Annotated in this window: 15 protein-coding genes; 5 read left to right on the forward strand and 10 right to left on the reverse strand. The window is 71.0% G+C overall.

Annotated features, from left to right (window positions below; translation table 11 throughout):
• Positions 1-70 precede the first annotated feature (70 nt).
• The 6 genes from ACGFX9_RS24585 to rsmI form a co-directional block, all read right to left on the reverse strand.
• Positions 71-964, reverse strand: coding sequence for a 4-(cytidine 5'-diphospho)-2-C-methyl-D-erythritol kinase (locus ACGFX9_RS24585; RefSeq protein WP_393475804.1), 894 nt, complete (start codon positions 962-964; stop codon positions 71-73).
• Positions 961-1,830, reverse strand: coding sequence for a 16S rRNA (adenine(1518)-N(6)/adenine(1519)-N(6))-dimethyltransferase RsmA (rsmA, locus tag ACGFX9_RS24590; protein ID WP_393475807.1), 870 nt, complete (start codon positions 1,828-1,830; stop codon positions 961-963). Before rsmA ends, ACGFX9_RS24585 begins: the two co-directional genes overlap by 4 nt.
• A gap of 292 nt (positions 1,831-2,122) precedes the next feature.
• Positions 2,123-3,430, reverse strand: coding sequence for a ubiquitin-like domain-containing protein (locus ACGFX9_RS24595; RefSeq protein WP_393475810.1), 1,308 nt, complete (start codon positions 3,428-3,430; stop codon positions 2,123-2,125).
• A gap of 162 nt (positions 3,431-3,592) precedes the next feature.
• Positions 3,593-4,483, reverse strand: a complete 891-nt coding sequence (locus tag ACGFX9_RS24600; protein WP_393475813.1) for a TatD family hydrolase — start codon at positions 4,481-4,483, stop codon at positions 3,593-3,595.
• Positions 4,484-4,551: 68 nt separating this feature from the next.
• Entirely contained in the window at positions 4,552-4,983 is a 432-nt protein-coding gene (locus ACGFX9_RS24605) for a hypothetical protein (RefSeq protein ID WP_393475816.1), read from the reverse strand.
• Positions 4,984-5,178: 195 nt separating this feature from the next.
• Positions 5,179-6,105, reverse strand: a complete 927-nt coding sequence (rsmI, locus tag ACGFX9_RS24610; RefSeq protein WP_393475818.1) for a 16S rRNA (cytidine(1402)-2'-O)-methyltransferase — start codon at positions 6,103-6,105, stop codon at positions 5,179-5,181.
• 73 nt (positions 6,106-6,178) lie between these two features.
• Here rsmI and ACGFX9_RS24615 point away from each other — a divergent pair, with 73 nt between their 5' ends.
• From ACGFX9_RS24615 to ACGFX9_RS24635, 5 genes are all read left to right on the forward strand, one after another.
• A complete protein-coding gene (locus ACGFX9_RS24615; RefSeq protein ID WP_393475821.1) occupies positions 6,179-7,918 on the forward strand; it encodes a dolichyl-phosphate-mannose--protein mannosyltransferase in 1,740 nt (579 codons plus the stop codon).
• 146 nt (positions 7,919-8,064) lie between these two features.
• On the forward strand, positions 8,065-9,696 hold the full coding sequence (locus ACGFX9_RS24620; protein ID WP_393475824.1) for a penicillin-binding transpeptidase domain-containing protein: 1,632 nt from the start codon (positions 8,065-8,067) through the stop codon (positions 9,694-9,696).
• Positions 9,697-9,901: 205 nt separating this feature from the next.
• The gene (locus tag ACGFX9_RS24625) at positions 9,902-11,551 is read left to right on the forward strand and encodes a penicillin-binding transpeptidase domain-containing protein (protein WP_393476577.1); all 1,650 of its coding nucleotides are present in this window, start codon (positions 9,902-9,904) and stop codon (positions 11,549-11,551) included.
• A 79-nt stretch (positions 11,552-11,630) separates the two neighbouring features.
• A complete protein-coding gene (locus ACGFX9_RS24630; protein ID WP_393475827.1) occupies positions 11,631-12,137 on the forward strand; it encodes a YbaK/EbsC family protein in 507 nt (168 codons plus the stop codon).
• Positions 12,134-12,985, forward strand: coding sequence for an EamA family transporter (locus tag ACGFX9_RS24635; protein ID WP_393475829.1), 852 nt, complete (start codon positions 12,134-12,136; stop codon positions 12,983-12,985). The genes ACGFX9_RS24630 and ACGFX9_RS24635 overlap by 4 nt, the downstream gene beginning before the upstream one ends.
• A gap of 130 nt (positions 12,986-13,115) precedes the next feature.
• Here the strand turns inward: ACGFX9_RS24635 and ACGFX9_RS24640 are convergent, their stop codons facing one another.
• From ACGFX9_RS24640 to ACGFX9_RS24655, 4 genes are read right to left on the reverse strand one after another with little or no spacing between them, the layout of a single operon-like run.
• Positions 13,116-14,279 carry a serine hydrolase domain-containing protein gene (locus ACGFX9_RS24640; protein WP_393475832.1) on the reverse strand — a complete coding sequence of 388 codons (1,164 nt, stop codon included), beginning with the start codon at positions 14,277-14,279 and terminating at the stop codon, positions 13,116-13,118.
• 35 nt (positions 14,280-14,314) lie between these two features.
• Positions 14,315-15,091 (reverse strand): energy-coupling factor ABC transporter ATP-binding protein, encoded by a 777-nt coding sequence (locus ACGFX9_RS24645; RefSeq protein WP_393475835.1) that lies wholly within the window; start codon positions 15,089-15,091, stop codon positions 14,315-14,317.
• A gap of 11 nt (positions 15,092-15,102) precedes the next feature.
• Complete coding sequence (gene cbiQ / locus ACGFX9_RS24650; protein WP_393475838.1) at positions 15,103-15,864, reverse strand: cobalt ECF transporter T component CbiQ; 762 nt, start codon at positions 15,862-15,864, stop codon at positions 15,103-15,105.
• Between the two features lies 1 nt (position 15,865).
• Complete coding sequence (locus tag ACGFX9_RS24655; RefSeq protein WP_393475841.1) at positions 15,866-16,939, reverse strand: energy-coupling factor ABC transporter permease; 1,074 nt, start codon at positions 16,937-16,939, stop codon at positions 15,866-15,868.
• Between the last annotated feature and the right edge of the window lie 68 nt (positions 16,940-17,007).

Here is a 17,007-nt window from a genome sequence, read left to right on the forward strand (position 1 = left end):
CGCGCGCCGCACGCCCCGCGTCAGCGCGCACGTACTCAGATCCGCGTCTGAGTAGTACCGGAACGCACCCCTAGAGCACGGTCGCGCCCTGAGCGGGCGAGTCCGCCACCCGCGCCGCACGGCAGGTCCCGGAGGCCGACAGCGCCTCGGCAACCCGCCTCGCGGACGCGGCGTCCGCCGCCAGGAACGCCGTCGTCGGCCCGGACCCCGAGACCAGCGCGGCCAGGGCACCCGCCTCGGTACCCGCGGCGAGGGTGTCGGCGAGCGAGGGGAACAGCGAAAGAGCGGCGGGCTGAAGGTCGTTCGTGACGGCCGCCGCGAGGGCCTGGGCGTCACCCTCACGCAGGGCGTCGAGCAGCGCGGGGGACGCCTCGGGGGCGGGGGCGGCCGGGGTGAGGCGGTCGAACTCGCGGTACACCGCAGGCGTGGAAAGCCCTCCGTCGGCGACGGCGAACACCCAGTGGAACTCCCCGCCGACCTTCAGCGGCTCCAACTTCTCGCCGCGTCCCGTGCCGAGCGCCGCCCCGCCCACCAGACTGAACGGCACATCGCTGCCCAACTCGGCGCAGATGTCGAGGAGTTCATCGCGCGAGGCCCCGGTCCCCCACAACGCGTCGCACGCCACGAGCGCACCGGCGCCGTCCGCGCTGCCGCCGGCCATGCCGCCCGCGACGGGAATGTCCTTGGCGATGTGGATGTGCACATCGGCCGTACGTCCATGCCGCTCGGCAAGGAGCTCCGCCGCCCGCGCCGCCAAGTTCGTACGATCCAGGGGCACTTGGGCGGCATCGGGCCCGGAGCAGGTCACCCGCAGCTGCTCGGCGGGCTCCACCGTGACCTCGTCGTAGAGCCCTACGGCGAGGAACACGTTGGCGAGGTCATGGAAGCCGTCCGGGCGCGCGGCGCCGACAGCGAGCTGGACGTTGACCTTCGCGGGCACCCGCACGGTGACACTCGCGCTCACGCGCCCGCTCCCTTGTTCTCGGCGATCCGCGCGAACTCCTCCACGGTCAGCGCCTCGCCGCGCGCCTGCGGCGAGACCCCGGCGGCGACGAGCGCCGCCTCCGCGGCGGCGGCGGAGCCCGCCCATCCGGCGAGCGCGGCCCGCAGGGTCTTGCGCCGCTGGGCGAAGGCCGCGTCGACCACGGCGAAGACCTCCCGCTTCGACGCGGTGGTCTTCACCGGCTCGGCCCGCCGCACGAGCGCGACGAGGCCCGAGTCGACGTTCGGCGCGGGCCAGAAGACGTTGCGCCCGATGGATCCCGCGCGCTTGACGTCGGCGTACCAGTTGGCCTTCACGGACGGCACGCCGTACACCTTCGAGCCGGGCGCGGCGGCGAGGCGGTCGGCGACCTCGGCCTGCACCATCACGAGGGTGCGCTCGATGGTCGGGAAGGTGTCGAGCATGTGCAGCAGGACGGGTACGGCGACGTTGTACGGGAGGTTGGCGACGAGCGCGGTCGGGGCGGGGCCCGGCAGTTCCCGCACGAGCATGGCGTCACTGTGCACCAGGTCGAAGGAGCCGGTCCTCGCGGGGAGCCGGGCCTCGATGGTGGCGGGCAGGGCGCCCGCGAGCACATCGTCGATCTCGACCGCGGTCACGTGGTCCGCGGTCTCCAGCAGCGCCAGGGTCAGCGAGCCGAGCCCCGGGCCCACCTCGACCACGACGTCCTGTGGACCGACCTGCGCGGTGCGGACGATGCGGCGGACGGTGTTGGCGTCGATGACGAAGTTCTGACCGCGCTGCTTGGTCGGGCGTACGCCCAGGGCAGCGGCCAGCTCTCGGATGTCGGCGGCGCCGAGGAGTGCGTTGGGCTCAGTGGTGCTCACTCTCCTAGGTTACGGGGCCCTGCCTCTCCCCTGTGCCTCCTCACCCCGCGCCCGCACCGCCCGGACCTGCCTGCACCCCGCGGTCACCCCTGGACGAACAAGCTCTCCCGCCCACCCACCCGATTACCCCGCGTCTCCCTCTGGACGAACGAGCTTTCCCGCCCACCCGCCCGATTGCCCGGCAGCGTGTCGGTATTTCCGCCCGGGACGCGGTTCGCGGCGCTCCGGTGCCGCAGCACCCCCGCCCCCACGACGGAGCGACACCGCACCCCCACGCGCCGAGCGTCGGCAACTACAACCGCCCCCCGCAATGCGGCCAAGGACTCGCCCCCCGCTGTACGTAAAGCTTCTTGGCGCGGAACGTCTGCTCCTCCGGCGGCGCGTCCTGCGGGCGTCCCGATCCGCCCAACGCCTGCCACGTCCGCGTATCGAACTGGTAGAGGCCCCCGTACGTCCCGGACGCGTCCACCGCGCTCGGTCGGCCGCCCGACTCGCAGTGCGCCAGCGAACCCCAGTTCAGCCCGTCCGCCCCGGACACCGAATTCGGCGTCTGCTTCGTCCCCACCTTCACGATCCGCGCCTGCGGCGCCCGCACCACCTCCGACCGCAGGCGCCGCGGCCTCTGCTTGACGCCGTTGACCGTGCGCAGCGCGTACGTCACCCGCAAAGTGCCCTGGTGCCCCGGCCGCTCGACCACCTCCGTGCCGGCGAACAGCGTCGGGTCCTGCGTCCGCCGCACGTCGAACGGGATCGGCTCGTCCCGCACCTCCTTGCGCCCGGAGATCCGCATGACGGTGACGGTCTGGCCGTCGCGCGGGAAGCTGTCGGGCGGGACCGAGGTCGTGTCCTGGCCGTGCAGGCTGATCCCGGCCTCCTCGACCGCCTCGCCCACGGTCGCGGCGTTCGTACGGATGGTCCGCTCACGCCCGTCCGCCATGATCGTCACGGTGCGCTCGGTCCGTACGTCGAGGTCAAGACCGCCCCGCTCGATCCGCCTGCTCCGGGAGGCCGACAGATAGGCGCCCTCGGCCCGCACCCCGAGCTGCCGCAGCGCGCCGTCCACCGTGCGCGCGGTCGTCCACACCTCGCGCCGCTGCCCGTCGAGGGTGAGCTTGACGGGCCGCCCGTAGCGGACGGCGATCTCGTCGCCGCTGGCCAGGGCCGTGCCCGCGGTCGGCGCCACGATGTCGTGGGCGCCGAAGTCCACGCCTTCGTCGGCGAGCAGCTCGCCCACGTCGTCCGCGAAGGTGTGCAGGGTGCGCGTCTCGCCGTCGACGCTCAGCTGGACGACCTTGTCGTCGGCGACGAAGGCGGAGGTGCCGCCGGCGAGGAAGGCGACGACCAGCGCTTGCGGCAGCAGCCGACGCAGCGAGTCGGGCCGTTCGGACGACCCCTTCGTCTTCTTCCGCCGGGCGGCCCGCCGCGCCTCGGCCCGCCCTCCGTCGGGGCGTACGACCACCGTCGGGTCGGGCCCGGTGGACTGCCGGGGGAAACACTCACCGGCACCGGGCTCAAGCCCGAACTCGGCATCAAGCCCGACCTCGGGCTCATGGATCGTGCCGCCCCCATAAGACGTCTCGTACTGCGGCGCATGACTCACGACGACGCTCCAGCGTTCTCGTTCCGGTCCGGATCGGGCGAGGCGGACCAGAACCTAGCGGAGCAACCGTCACTCTCCAAAGCAGCACGACTACGCAGTGTCGCGGTGCCGCCCTGAACCACGCCGAACCGCACCGGATCGCGGGGGTATGAGCGTTATCGGTCAGTAATCAAACGCGCGCGCCGTATTGACCGCGATCGCCTCGGCCATGGCGTCCTCACCGATGCCCCGCACCTCGGCCATCGCCCGCAATGTGACCGGAATGAGATACGGCGCGTTAGGCCGTCCGCGGTACGGAGCGGGCGTGAGGAAGGGCGCGTCCGTCTCCACGAGGACCAGTTCGAGCGGGGCGACGGCCAGCGCGTCCCGCAGATGCTGTGCGTTCTTGAACGTGACGTTGCCCGCGAAGGACATGAAGTAGCCGTGTTCCGCGCAGACTTGGGCCATCGCGGCGTCGCCCGAGTAGCAGTGGAAGACGGTGCGCTCCGGGGCGCCCTCCTCCTTCAGGATGCGCAGCACATCTTCGTGGGCCTCGCGATCGTGGATGACCAGCGCCTTGCCGTGCCGTTTGGCGATCTCGATGTGCGCGCGGAAGGACCGCTCCTGGGCGGCCTTGCCCTCGGGCCCGGTGCGGAAGTAGTCGAGGCCCGTCTCGCCCACGCCCTTGACGTGCGGCAACGCGGCGAGCCCGTCGATCTCGGCGAGCGCGGCGTCCAGCGCGCCGTCACCACCCGCCTCGCGCGCCCCCTGCCGGGACCAGCCGTCGGGGTCGCCGTGCACGATGCGGGGCGCCTCGTTGGGATGCAGGGCCACGGTGGCGTGCACGCTCTCGTGCTCGGCGGCCGTCCGCGCGGCCCAGCGTGAACCCGCCACGTCGCAGCCCACCTGGACGACCGTCGTCACGCCCACCGCCGCGGCCTTGGCGAGCCCCTCGTCCACCGTCCCCGACTGCATGTCGAGGTGGGTGTGGGAGTCGGCGACCGGTACCCGAAGGGGTTCGGGCGGCGGCGGTGCGGCGTTCTTGGCGTCGGCGTCTTTGGATGTCGAAGGCATGCCCCCGATCCTACGAACCCACCGATTCTCACGACGGGGGCGTCATCCCGCTTCTTACGAGCGGGGCGTCATCCCGCCTTGTGGTGGTGGAAGGGGTGCAGCAGCGCCGACAGGTTCCAGTGGTGGTGCTTGGGCTCACGAGGTTTCGCCGCCGTGGCCCCGGAGTCCGGTGCGTCCGCCGTCACGGCTCGCGGCGCGTGCTGGCTGTGCATCAGGTCGAGCACCGACGACACCTGCCCTGCCCGCATGATCCGCACGACATGTCCGCCGCAGTTCAGACACGTCGGCCGGGTCAGGGGCGACGGCACGTGTTGGCCGTCCGCCACGTACGTCACGAATTCCTTGCCCTTGCCGTCCACGTGGTGCTCTATCTCGTACGACTGCTCCCAGCCGTGCCCGCACCGCATACAGGCGAAGGCGTAAGACTCATGAACGGTGTTCGTCGCGTTTATCGCGGTGGACGCCGTGGTGTGGTGACCCGTGTCGGCGATCTCACTCATGCCAGCTCCTCTTGTCCGCTGGACAAGCGCTGCCGGGCCGGGGATTCCCTCCCGGCCGGAAGCGTGGGGACGGGTGCGTCCCCTTTGACCAGTGGACGCCTTTCCCGGAGCGAGCGCATCAGACCTGTCGACAGTTGAAGCCGATTTGGCCTTTCCATAGCCTTCAGGCCTGGTGCGCGGCCCGCACTTTGCTTTTTACGATAGTCCTTTGCCGTCCGATGGGGCGCTCCGAGCCGCATTCTTTGCCGCCACGACGGCATCGAATACATCGCGTTTGGGTAGCCCGGCATCGGCCGCGACGGCGGCGATCGCCTCCTTGCGTCGCTCCCCCGCCTCCTCGCGCACCCGCACCCTGCGCACCAGCTCGTCAGGGCCCAGTTCACCAGGGCTTTTCTCCGGTGCGCCCTCGACGACGACGGTGATTTCCCCGCGTACGCCATCGGCCGCCCACTCGGCGAGTTCCTTCAGCGAGCCTCGCTTGACCTCTTCGTACGTCTTGGTCAGCTCGCGGCAGACCGCGGCCCTGCGCTCGTCGCCGAACGCCTCTGCCATCGCGACGAGGGTGTCGTCGATGCGGTGCGGGGCCTCGAAGTAGACGAGGGTGCGGCGGTCCTCCGCGACCTCGCGCAGCCGCGACAGGCGCTCGCCCGCCTTGCGCGGCAGGAAGCCCTCGAAGCAGAAACGGTCCACCGGAAGGCCGGACAGCGCGAGCGCGGTGAGCACGGCGGAAGGGCCCGGCACGGCCGTGACCCGGATGTCCTTCTCCACGGCGGCGGCGACGAGGCGGTAGCCGGGGTCGGAGACCGACGGCATCCCGGCGTCCGTCACCAGGAGCACCCGCGCGCCGCCGGTCAGCGCCTGAACGAGCTCGGGCGTCCGCGCGGTCTCGTTGCCCTCGAAGTACGAGACGACCCGCCCGCCGACCTGCACACCGAGCGCCTGGGTGAGCCTGCGAAGGCGCCGCGTGTCCTCGGCGGCCACGACATCGGCCGACTCCAGTTCGGTGGCGAGCCGCGGCGGGGCGTCCGCGACGTCGCCGATGGGCGTGCCCGCGAGGACGAGGGTTCCGGGGGACGGGTTCTTGGGGGGCGGGTTTCCGGGGGAATCTGCGCTTCCTGTCACGGTTCCATCCTCGCAGGGGCCAGGTAGGGCCCGGGGACGGGACTCACACAGTCGGGTTCCCTACGATGGCGCGGTGACCAGTACCGCGTCTTCCCCGGATACCCGCAAGGGCCAGGCAGCCGAGGAGCAGCAGCCGTCGTGGCAGCACAGGCTGCGCCGCTTCGGCCATGTGGCGCGGCCCAGAGCTGATGTCCGGGCCCGGCTCGTGCCGGCGTACAACGAACCGAGCCCCCGGCTGTGGACATCCATCGGGCTGCCCCAGTGGTACGGCGATCTGCTGGTCAAGTGGTCCGGCTGGATCGGTCCGCTGCTGATCACGCTCGTCGCGGGCATCACCCGGTTCTGGAATCTCGGCAGCCCGAAGGCCGTGATATTCGACGAGACGTACTACGCCAAGGACGCCTGGGCGCTGATCCACCGCGGCTTCGAGGTCAACTGGCCGGACAAGGTCAACGAGAGCGTCCTTGAGCAGGGGTCGGGCATCACGATCCCCACCGACGCCGCGTATGTCGTGCATCCGCCGGTCGGCAAGTATGTCATCGGCGTCGGCGAGTGGCTGTTCGGCTTCGACCCCTTCGGCTGGCGCTTCATGACGGCGGTGCTCGGCACCCTGTCGGTCCTGATGCTGTGCCGGATCGGGCGGCGCCTCTTCCGCTCGACGTTCCTTGGCTGTCTGGCGGGCGGGCTGCTCGCGGTGGACGGGCTGCACTTCGTGATGAGCCGCACCGCGCTGCTCGACCAGGTGCTCATGTTCTTCGTGCTTGCCGCGTTCGGCTGCCTCCTCATCGACCGGGACAAGGCGCGGGCGAGACTCGCGGCCGGGTTGCCGAAGGACGAGGACGGCCTGGTCCGCCCTGACGCGTACGTCGCCGAGACACTGCGGATCGGGTGGCGGCCGTGGCGGTGGGCGGCCGGGCTCTGCCTGGGGCTCGCGTTCGGGACCAAATGGAACGGCCTGTACATCATGGTCTTCTTCTGCCTGATGACCGTCTTGTGGGACGTCGGCAGCCGCCGCGTCGCCGGTGCGGCGCGCCCCTACCGCGCGGTTTTGAAGCGGGACGTGTTCCCGGCGTTCGTGTCGACGGTGCCGGTCGCGATCGGCACGTACGTCCTGTCGTGGCTCGGCTGGATCCTCTCCCCGACCGACGGCACGGGCGGCTACTACCGCAACTGGGCGGCGACGGACGGCAAGGGCGGCAGCTGGACGCTCCTGCCGGACTGGCTGCGCAGCCTCTGGCACTACGAACACGCGGTCTACGACTTCCATGTGGGGCTCTCCTCGCCGCACACCTACCAGTCGAACCCGTGGAGCTGGATCGTCGACGGCCGCCCCGTCTCCTACTTCTACGAGTCACCGCTGCCCGGCAAGGACGGCTGCCCCGCGGGCACGGCGGAGAAGTGCGCCCGCGAAGTGCTCGCGCTCGGCACGCCGATGCTGTGGTGGGCGGGCGGCTTCGCGCTGCTCTACGTGCTGTGGCGGTGGGTCTTCCGCAGGGACTGGCGGGCGGGGGCGATCGTGTGCGGGATCGCGGCGGGTTATCTGCCGTGGTTCATGTACCAGGAGCGGACGATCTTCTTCTTCTACGCCGTCGTCTTCGTGCCGTTCCTGTGCCTGGCCGTGGCGATGATGATCGGCGCGATTCTCGGCCCGCCGGGGTCGAGTGAGCGGCGTCGGGTGGTGGGCGCGGCGGCGTCGGGCGTCCTTGTGCTGCTGATCCTTTGGAACTTCATCTGGTTCTGGCCGATCTATACGGGGCAGGCGATTCCCATTGATTCCTGGCGGGCCAGAATGATCCTGGATACATGGGTATAGCCACATATCCGTGCCACCCACGTGTAGCGCGCACCTTGGACACCTTCGGATAACAGCACCCTCGTACGTCCCCTCCTCGGCTTAAAGTTCGGGCGAGCGACCCTCTTGAATGCATTCAGGAGGGCTCCTGGGGAGGGGAACGCGAGATGCACAGAGGGGTAAAGGTCACTCTGGTCGGCGGGGTCTTCGCCGTCGTGCTGGGGGGCGCGGGGTACGGGGCGTACAACCTGGTGAACGGGGTGACCGGGGTCGGCGGTCCGTCCGGCTCGGCGCCGGCGGTGAAGACGGGTCCGCCGACGGCGGGCGAGGTCGGCGAGGCCGCGGACAAGTTCCTCACGGCGTGGGCCAAGGGCGACGCCGATCAGGCCGCCGAGTACACGAACAACGCGGAAGAGGCCTCGATCCTGCTGGCCGGTTACCGCTCCGACGCCCACCTGACGAAGGTGAGGCTCACGCCGGGCAAGGCGGCGGGCGCCCGCGTCCCGTTCTCCGTCGAGGCCACGGTCTCGTACAAGGGAAAGAGCAAGCCCTTCGCGTACGACTCCGAGCTCACCGTCGTCCGCGGTGTCACCTCGGGCCGGGCGCTGGTCGACTGGGAGGCGTCGGTCGTCCATCCCGCCCTGAAGAAGGGCGACACCCTCCAGACCGGCGAGGGCGCGGCGCCTCCCATCGAGGCGGTCGACCGCGCGGGCCGGGTCCTGGACAAGAAGCACTATCCCTCGCTCGGCCCGGTCATCGAACAGCTGCGCACGCGGTACGGCGACAAGGCGGGCGGCACCCCAGGCGTCGAGCTCTACGTCCAGCCCGAGAACGAGGGCGACGGCACGAAGACCCTCCTCACCCTGACCAAGGGCAAGCCGGGGCAGCTGAAGACGACGCTCAGCGCTCCCGCGCAGAAGGCCGCGGAGACGGCGGTGTCGAAGTACGCCCAGTCGTCCGTGGTCGCCGTGCGGCCCAGCTCCGGCGAGGTCCTCGCGGTCGCCAATCACCGGAACGACGAGTTCAACGCGGCCTTCGAGGGCAAGCTGGCCCCCGGTTCGACGATGAAGATCGTCTCGGCGGCGATGCTCATCGACAAGGGCGTGACCAAGGCGAGCGGTCCAGCGCCCTGTCCGGACCGGGCGGTCTGGCAGAGCGTGCCCGTGGTGAACCTGCCGGGCCTGGCCCCGAACGAGAATGCCACCCTGGCGGACAGCTTCGCGCGCTCCTGCAACACGGCGTTCGTGAAGCTGATCGACGAGGACGGCGTCACGGACGAGTCCCTCACCGAGGAGGCGCAGAACCGCTTCGGCATCGGTCTCGACTGGAAGGCGGGCATCCGGACGTACGACGGTTCGGTCCCCGCGTCCGCCGGCAGCGACCGCGCGCTGAACGCGATCGGCCAGGGCCAGGTGCAGATGAACCCGCTCAACATGGCGTCGGTGACGGCGACCGCGATGACGGGATCCTTCCGGCAGCCGGTCATCGTCGCCCCGGGCCTTGACGACCGTGAACTGGCCCGGGCGAGCGAGAGCCTGCCCGCGTCCACCGTGCAGCAGCTGCGCCAGATGATGAACCGCACCGCGGTCAGCGGCACCGGAGCCCCGGCCATGTCCTCCCTTCAAGGGAGCATCGGCGCGAAGACCGGCTCGGCGGAGGTCGACGGCCAGGCGAAGCCCAACAGCTGGTTCACCGGCTACCGAGGTGACGTGGCGGCCGCCGCGGTGGCCCAGGAGGGCGGCCACGGAGGCGACACGGCCGGCCCTATCGTGTCGGCGGTGCTTGCCGCAGGCAATTGAGACGTGTGGTCGGGGGCTTCATGAAAGCCCCCTAGTGTGGGGCCTTCCGGTGCGGAGCTCGGGGGCTCCGGGGAACTGCGGAGGGTCAGTGGGCAAGCGAGGACGCGCCAGCGAGCGCAAGGGCATCAAGAACATCACGGGCGGTACGGGCACCACGGGCGCGAAGGGCGGCACGGGTGCGAAGAGCACCAAGGTGCACCCCGGCGTGCTCGGTGGCGCCGCCGCCGTGGTCGTGTGCGGCGTGGGCATCGCCGCGTACAGCCTGATCGGCGGTTCCTCCGGCGACGGCGATGGCCCGACGGTCGACGAGAAGCCGGTGGCGGCGGGCCCGCCGACGGCCGCCGAGGTCCGCGCCACGACGCGGGACTTCCTCGCGGCGTGGGAGAAGGGCGACGCGGCGGGAGCGGCGGCGCTCACGGACGACCGGGCGACGGCGAAGACCGCGCTGACCGCGTACGCGAAGGACTCCCACCTCACCAAGGTGAAGCTGACGCCGGGCAGGCGGACGGGCGCGAAGGTGCCGTTCTCGGTCACGTCGACGGTCTCGTACGAGGGAACGACCAAGCCGTACGCGTACGAGTCCGAGCTGACCGTCGTACGAAGAAAGCACGACGGCAAGACGCTCGTCGGCTGGCAGCCCTCGGTCGTCCACCCCGAGCTGAAGGACGGCGACCGCCTGGTCACCGGCGAGGCCGGGGACCCGCCGATCAAGGCGGTGGACCGGGACGGCGGAGAGCTGACCGCGGCGAAGTACCCCTCGCTCGGCACGGTCCTCGACAGCCTGCGGGAGAAGTTCGGCGACAAGGCGGGCGGCAAGGCGGGCGTGGAGCTGCGCGTCGTCCGCAAGAACAGCGCGAAGGCGGCCGAGAAGTCGCCGTCGACGAAGGACGACGCCAAGGCGACGCCCGACAAGACGCTGCTCACTCTCTCCCCCGGAACCCCCGGCACCCTGAAGACCACCTTCGACGCCTCGCTCCAGGCGACGGCGGAGAAGGAGACGGCCAAGCGCGAGCAGGCGGCGGTGGTCCTGGTGAAGCCCAGCACGGGCGAGATCCTTGCGGCGGCCAACTCGAAGCCGGGCGGCTTCAACACGGCGTTCCAGGGCTCGCTGGCCCCCGGCTCGACGATGAAGGTCATCACTTCATCCCTGCTCCTTGAGAAGAAGCTCGCGGGCGTCGACAAGAAGCACCCGTGCCCGAAGTACGTGACGTACGGCGGCTGGAAGTTCCAGAACGACGACAAGTTCCAGATCAAGGACGGCACGTTCCGGGCGAGCTTCGCCCGCTCCTGCAACACGGCCTTCATCAGCCAGGCCAAGAAGCTGCAGAACGACTCCCTGACCAAGCAGGCGCAGGAGGTCTTCGGCCTGGGCCGCGACAACTGGTCGATCGGTGTCCCGTCCTTCGACGGCGCGATCCCGGTGCAGAGCGACGCGCAGATGGCCGCCTCGCTGATCGGACAGGGCGGGGTGCGGATGAGCCCGCTGAACATGGCGTCGGTGTCGGCCACGGTGAAGTCGGGCACCTTCAAGCAGCCGTACCTGGTCTCACCGGACGTCGACAAGCGCACGCTCGCGACGGCTTCCCGCAAGATGTCGGGCGGTACGGCGTCGGCGCTGCGGGACCTGATGCACTACACGGCGGTGGCCGGTACGGCGGTCGAGCCGATGTCGGGGCTCGGCTCCGACATGGGCGCGAAGACGGGCTCCGCGGAGGTCGACGGCCAGAAGAAGCCCAACGGCTGGTTCACGGCGTACCGCGGCGATCTGGCCGCCGGGGCCGTGGTGCAGCAGGGCGGACACGGCGGCGACTCGGCGGGACCGCTGGTGCGGGCGATGTTCTTGGCGGGGCAGTAGCGGGTCTCTTGGGCGACCGCCGTCCGCTCCACGGATACCTGCTCGCGTGCCCCGTACACGGACCGCTAGCGTGCCGGGCATGAGCGCTACGGAATCCCCCGCGTCCCCCGCCCACCCCCGTTTCGCGGCGGCCCTGAACGAGCTGGGCCTCGCTGAACTGGTGAGCGAGGTCCGCCGCTTCCCGGAGGCGACGCGCACCGCCCAGGAGGCCGCCGCGGCCATCGGCTGCGAGCTGAGCCAGATCTGCAAGTCCCTGATCTTCGCGGCGGACGGCGTCCCGGTCCTGGTCCTGATGGACGGCGCCTCGCGGGTGGACCTTGAACTCGTACGGTGGGAGCTGTGCGCGGCGAAGGTGACGCGCGCCAAGGCGGACGTCGTCCGGGAGACCACCGGTTACGCGATCGGCGGCGTACCGCCCTTCGGTCACGCGACGAAGACCCGCGTCCTGGCGGACCGCTCCCTCCTCGACCACGACGTGGTGTGGGCTGCGGCGGGCACTCCGTACGCGGTCTTCCCGATGGCACCCAAGACGCTGATCGCCCACGCGGGCGGCACCCTGGTGGACGTGCGCGAGCGCGCCAAGTGACGCCGCTGGTCGCGGCGGCGGTCCTGCTGGCCGCCGTCACGCACGCGTGCTGGAACGCGATAGCCCACCACATCACGGACAAGCTGGTCGGCTTCACGCTCATCTCCGGCGGCGGCCTGCTGATCGGCGTACTCATAGCCCCGTTCGCGGCGATCCCGGCGGCGGCCGCATGGCCGTACCTGATCCTCTCCGCAGTGATCCACATCGGCTACTACGCCCTGCTCATGAAGTCGTTCAAGTTGGGCGACTTCGGCCAGGCCTACCCGATCGCGCGCGGCACGGCCCCGCTGGTCGTCACCGTCCTCGCGGCGATCTTCGCGGGCGAGGTCCCCGACGGCTGGCAGGCGGCCGGGGTCGCGGTCTCCTGCGCGGGCCTGACGGGCCTGGCCCTGTGGGGCATCCGCGGTTCGGGCCGGCGCCCCGACTGGGCGGCGATCGGCGCGGCGCTGGCGACGGGCGTCTCGATCGCGGCGTACACGGTGGTGGACGGATTGGGCGTCCGGGCCTCCGGCTCCTCGCTTGGGTACATCGCGTGGCTGATGATCCTGGAGGGATGCGCCATCCCGGTGTACGCGGCCTACCGCTGGCGGGGCGAACTGGTGGGGAGGCTCCGCCCGTTCGCGACGGTGGGCCTGCTGGGCGCGGCGCTGTCGGTATCGGCGTACGGCCTGGTCCTGTGGGCCCAGACGAAGGCGGACCTCGCCCCGATCTCGGCACTCCGGGAGTCGTCGATCATCGTGGGGGCGGGGATCGGGGCGGTGTTCTTCAAGGAGCGGTTCGGGGCGCCGAGGCTGGTGGCCGCGGGGCTGATGGTGGCGGGCATCGGGTTGATGCTGCACGCGGGGTGAGAGGTGGCTGGGGTGAGTGCCCGGGGTGAGTTGCAGAAAAGTTCCACCGCAACGCCACGGTCACCGCAAGTCGGCGGAACTTTCTTGCAATTGGCTCAGCCTCGCAGGCCGTCCGGGGCCGGGGCGGGCCTCATAGCGTGGAGCGCACCGCACGTACCAATGCCTGCGCCCGCGGGTCCGCCGTGACGCCCTTCGTCATCCCGTTGGTCACGTACCCAAAGCCCACCCCCGATTCCGGATCCGCGAAGCCCAGCGCTCCGCCGCGCCCGGGGTGGCCGAACGAGCCGGGGCCCAGGAGCGGCGAGGCCCCGCCGTGCAGCATGTAGCCGAGGCCGAAGCGGGTGTTGACGACCAGGACGCGGTCGGGGCCCGCCGAAACCTCGCCCCGCGCCAGCGCCACCGTCGAGGGAGTGAACAGCCGTGCCCCGCCCTCGACCTCGCCCATCAGCGAGGCGTAGAACCGTGCCAGTGACGAGGCCGTCGCGATGCCGTTCGACGCGGGGAGGACCGCTGCCCGGTACGCGGGGTCGTTCTCGTCCGGTGCCGGGGTGATCGCGCCGAAGGCCCGCTGGGTGAGGGAATCGGGGTTCGCGTAGGCCTCGGCCACGTTCCGGCGGGGGCGGGTCCTGAGGCCCCCGGGGGTCTCAGGCGTCGCGATGGGGCCGATCCGCCCGACCCGGCCCGCCTCGGCCCCGGGGAGCCCGATCCACAGGTCGAGGCCGAGCGGCCTTGCCACCTCCCGCGCGACCCACTCCCCGAGGGACACCCCCGTGACCCGCCGCACCAGCTCCCCGGTGAGCCAGCTGTACGTCTGCGCGTGGTAGCCGTGGTCCGTGCCGGGCTCCCACGCGGGAGCCTGTGCGGCGACCGCGGCGGCGGCGAAATCGGGGTCCGCCGCCTCGGCAGGCGTCAGCGGACGGTCGAGCGCGGGCACCCCCGCCCGGTGCGCGAGCACGTCGCGGACCCGCGCCCCCTCCTTGCCCTGCGCCTTGAACTCCGGCCAGTACGAGCCGACGGGCGCGTCCAGGTCCAGCTCGCCGCGCTGATGGAGGAGGAGCAGGACAGCGGCGGCCACGCCCTTCGTGGCCGAGCGGATGATCTGCGCGGTCTCCCGCTCCCAGGCCCCGCCCCCGTCGAACGACTCCGTACCGCCCCACAGGTCCACGACCGGCCGCCCGTCGCGGTAGACGGTGACCGCCGCGCCCCGCTCACCAAGTTCGCGGAAGTTGCGGAGGAAGGCCTCCCGGACCGGTTCGAACCCCGCGGCCACTGTCCCGCGCACATCAACGTCCATGACAAGCCCAACAGCCACCCGCGGCCATGGATTCCCTACCCGTGAACCTTCACCGTCTTCGGATCGAAGCCGAACGGCAGCTCAAGGCGGTGTGCGCCCATCAGGTCCTCGTCCCCCAGCAGCTCGCCCGTCGGGCCGTCCGCCGCGATGACACCCTCGCTCAGAATCAGGGCCCGGGGGCAGAGTTCGAGGGCGTACGGAAGGTCGTGCGTGACCATCAGGACCGTCACGTCCAACGACCGCAGGATGTCGGCCAGTTCACGGCGCGAGGCAGGGTCCAGGTTCGAGGACGGCTCGTCCAGGACCAGGATCTCCGGCTCCATCGCCAGGACCGTCGCCACCGCGACGCGCCTGCGCTGCCCGAAGGAGAGGTGGTGCGGGGGGCGGTCCGCGAACTCCGCCATGCCGACCTGGGAGAGGGCCTTCGCCACCCTCGCCTCCAGCTCGGGGCCGCGCATGCCCGCCGCCGCGGGGCCGAACGCCACGTCCTCCCGGACCGTCGGCATGAACAGCTGGTCGTCCGGGTCCTGGAAGACGATGCCGACCCGGCGCCTGATCTCCGCCATGTGCTTCTTGCCGACCGGCAGACCGGCGACGGTGACCGTGCCCGCGCCGCCCGTCAGGATGCCGTTCAGGTGCAGGACGAGGGTGGTCTTGCCCGCGCCGTTCGGGCCGAGCAGCGCGACCCGCTCGCCGCGGCCGATGGTCATGTCGACGCCGAAGAGCGCCTGGTGCCCGTCGGGGTAGGCGAAGGCGAGGCCGGAGACGTCGAGAGAAGCGGCAGGGGCAGTACTCATAGTCACGGGGTCCATCTCAACAGACGTCACAGGGTCCATCCCAGCAGGCATACGACGAGAGCGGCGGACGGGAGGGCCAATGCGTACGTCCACTGCGTGCGCGAGGCCGTCACCTCGTCGATGACCGGTATCGAACCGGCGTACCCCCGGCTGACCATGGCCAGGTGCACCCGCTCCCCCCTCTCGTAGGAGCGGATGAAGAGCGCGCCCGCGGACTTCGCGAGGACGCCCCATTGGCTGACGCCCCGCGCCTCGAAGCCGCGCGACTCCCGGGCGATCTTCATGCGGCGCATCTCGTCCGTGATCACATCGCCGTAGCGGATCATGAACGAGGCGATCTGGACGAGCAGCGGCGGCAGCTTCAGCCGCTGGAGGCCGAGGAGCAGCTCGCGCAGTTCGGTCGTCGAGGCGAGGAGCACGGACGCGGCGACGCCCAGCGTCCCCTTGGCGAGGACGTTCCAGGCGCCCCAGAGCCCGTTCACGCTCAGGGACATGCCGAGTACGCCGACCCGCTCGCCCTCCGCCACGAACGGCATGAGCACCGCGAACGCCACGAACGGCACCTCGATGAGCAGCCGCTTCAGGAGGAAGGGGACGGGGACGCGGGCCGCGTAGGCCACGGCGCCGAGCAGCACCGCGTACACGCCGAACGCCCACATCGCCTCGCGCGGCGTGGAGACCACGACGACCACGAAGGCGAAGACCGCCGCGAGCTTGGTGTGCGGGGGCAGGGCGTGCACGGGTGAGTGGCCGTGCCGGTAGAGCCGGTGGGCGTGGCCCGCACCCATGTCAGGCGTTCTCGGAGGCAGAGGCGGAGGCGGAGGCCGTGGACGCGGGGTCCACGTCCGTCGTACGGCGGCGGCGCAGCGCCCAGAAGACCGCCGAGCCCGCGACGACGGTGACGCCGACGCCGATCACGCCGGCGAGGCCGCCGGAGAGCCGGGAGTCGGTGATGTCCTTGACGCCGTAGTCGGCGAGGGGGGAATCGGAGGAGGCGTGCTCCTCGGCCTTCTTGTCGATGCCCTTGTCGTGCGCGACCTTCTCCAGGCCGTCGGGGTTCGCGGAGGCGTAGAAGCTGACGAAGCCCGCGAGCACGAGGGAGGCGACCAGGCCGACGATCCACACCTTGCGATGCGAGCCCGCGGCTACGGCGACGGGGGCCTCGGCGGCAGGAGCGTCGACCAGCTCGCCGCCGACACGGAGCTTGAGCTTCTGGGTCAGGCCGCGGGCGCCGTACACGAGGTCGGGGCGTACGGCGATGACGGCGCCGACCGTGAGCGCGGTGATGGCGGCCTCGCCGATGCCGATGAGGACGTGCACGCCGATCATCGCCGTGGCGACCTTGCCGATGGAGACGTCGGTCGTGCCGCCGATGGCGTAGATGAAGGTGAACGCGACCGCGGCGGCCGGCACGGAGATCAACGCGGCGACGAAGGACGACGCGGTGATCGAGCGGCGGGTGCGCGGCAGCACCTTCACCAGGCCGCGGAAGGTGAGATAGGCCACGACGGTCGTGACGATCGCCATGTCCGTGATGTTCACGCCGAGGGCGGTCAGACCGCCGTCGGCGAAGAGAACGCCCTGCATGAGGAGTACGACGGAGACGCAGAGGACGCCCGTATAGGGGCCGACGAGTATCGCGGCGAGCGCGCCGCCGAGGAGATGTCCGCTGGTACCGGCCGCGACCGGGAAGTTCAGCATCTGCACGGCGAAGATGAACGCGGCCACGAGCCCCGCGAGCGGCGCCGTCCGTTCGTCCAGCTCACGCCGGGCGCCGCGGAGGCTGACCGCGACCGCTCCGGCGGCGATGACCCCTGTGACGGCGGAGACGGGTGCGTTGATGAATCCGTCGGGGACATGCATGCGCGCGCTCCTGGGCAGGACAGGAAAAAGGACAGCAGGAAAAAGACAGAGCGGATCGCTCGTGAACC

Source organism: Streptomyces sp. NPDC048436, assembly GCF_043200355.1.
Lineage (GTDB): Bacteria > Actinomycetota > Actinomycetes > Streptomycetales > Streptomycetaceae > Streptomyces.

What these genes read in the sequence shown, in the direction of transcription:
- ACGFX9_RS24620 (WP_393475824.1), top strand. Translation starts at nt 8,065, where the DNA reads ATGCACAGAGGGGTAAAGGTCACTCTGGTCGGCGGGGTCTTCGCCGTC.
- ACGFX9_RS24605 (WP_393475816.1), bottom strand. Translation starts at nt 4,983, where the DNA reads ATGAGTGAGATCGCCGACACGGGTCACCACACCACGGCGTCCACCGCG.
- ACGFX9_RS24600 (WP_393475813.1), bottom strand. Translation starts at nt 4,483, where the DNA reads ATGCCTTCGACATCCAAAGACGCCGACGCCAAGAACGCCGCACCGCCG.
- ACGFX9_RS24640 (WP_393475832.1), bottom strand. Translation starts at nt 14,279, where the DNA reads ATGGACGTTGATGTGCGCGGGACAGTGGCCGCGGGGTTCGAACCGGTC.
- ACGFX9_RS24645 (WP_393475835.1), bottom strand. Translation starts at nt 15,091, where the DNA reads ATGGACCCCGTGACTATGAGTACTGCCCCTGCCGCTTCTCTCGACGTC.
- cbiQ (WP_393475838.1), bottom strand. Translation starts at nt 15,864, where the DNA reads ATGGGTGCGGGCCACGCCCACCGGCTCTACCGGCACGGCCACTCACCC.
- ACGFX9_RS24630 (WP_393475827.1), top strand. Translation starts at nt 11,631, where the DNA reads ATGAGCGCTACGGAATCCCCCGCGTCCCCCGCCCACCCCCGTTTCGCG.
- ACGFX9_RS24655 (WP_393475841.1), bottom strand. Translation starts at nt 16,939, where the DNA reads ATGCATGTCCCCGACGGATTCATCAACGCACCCGTCTCCGCCGTCACA.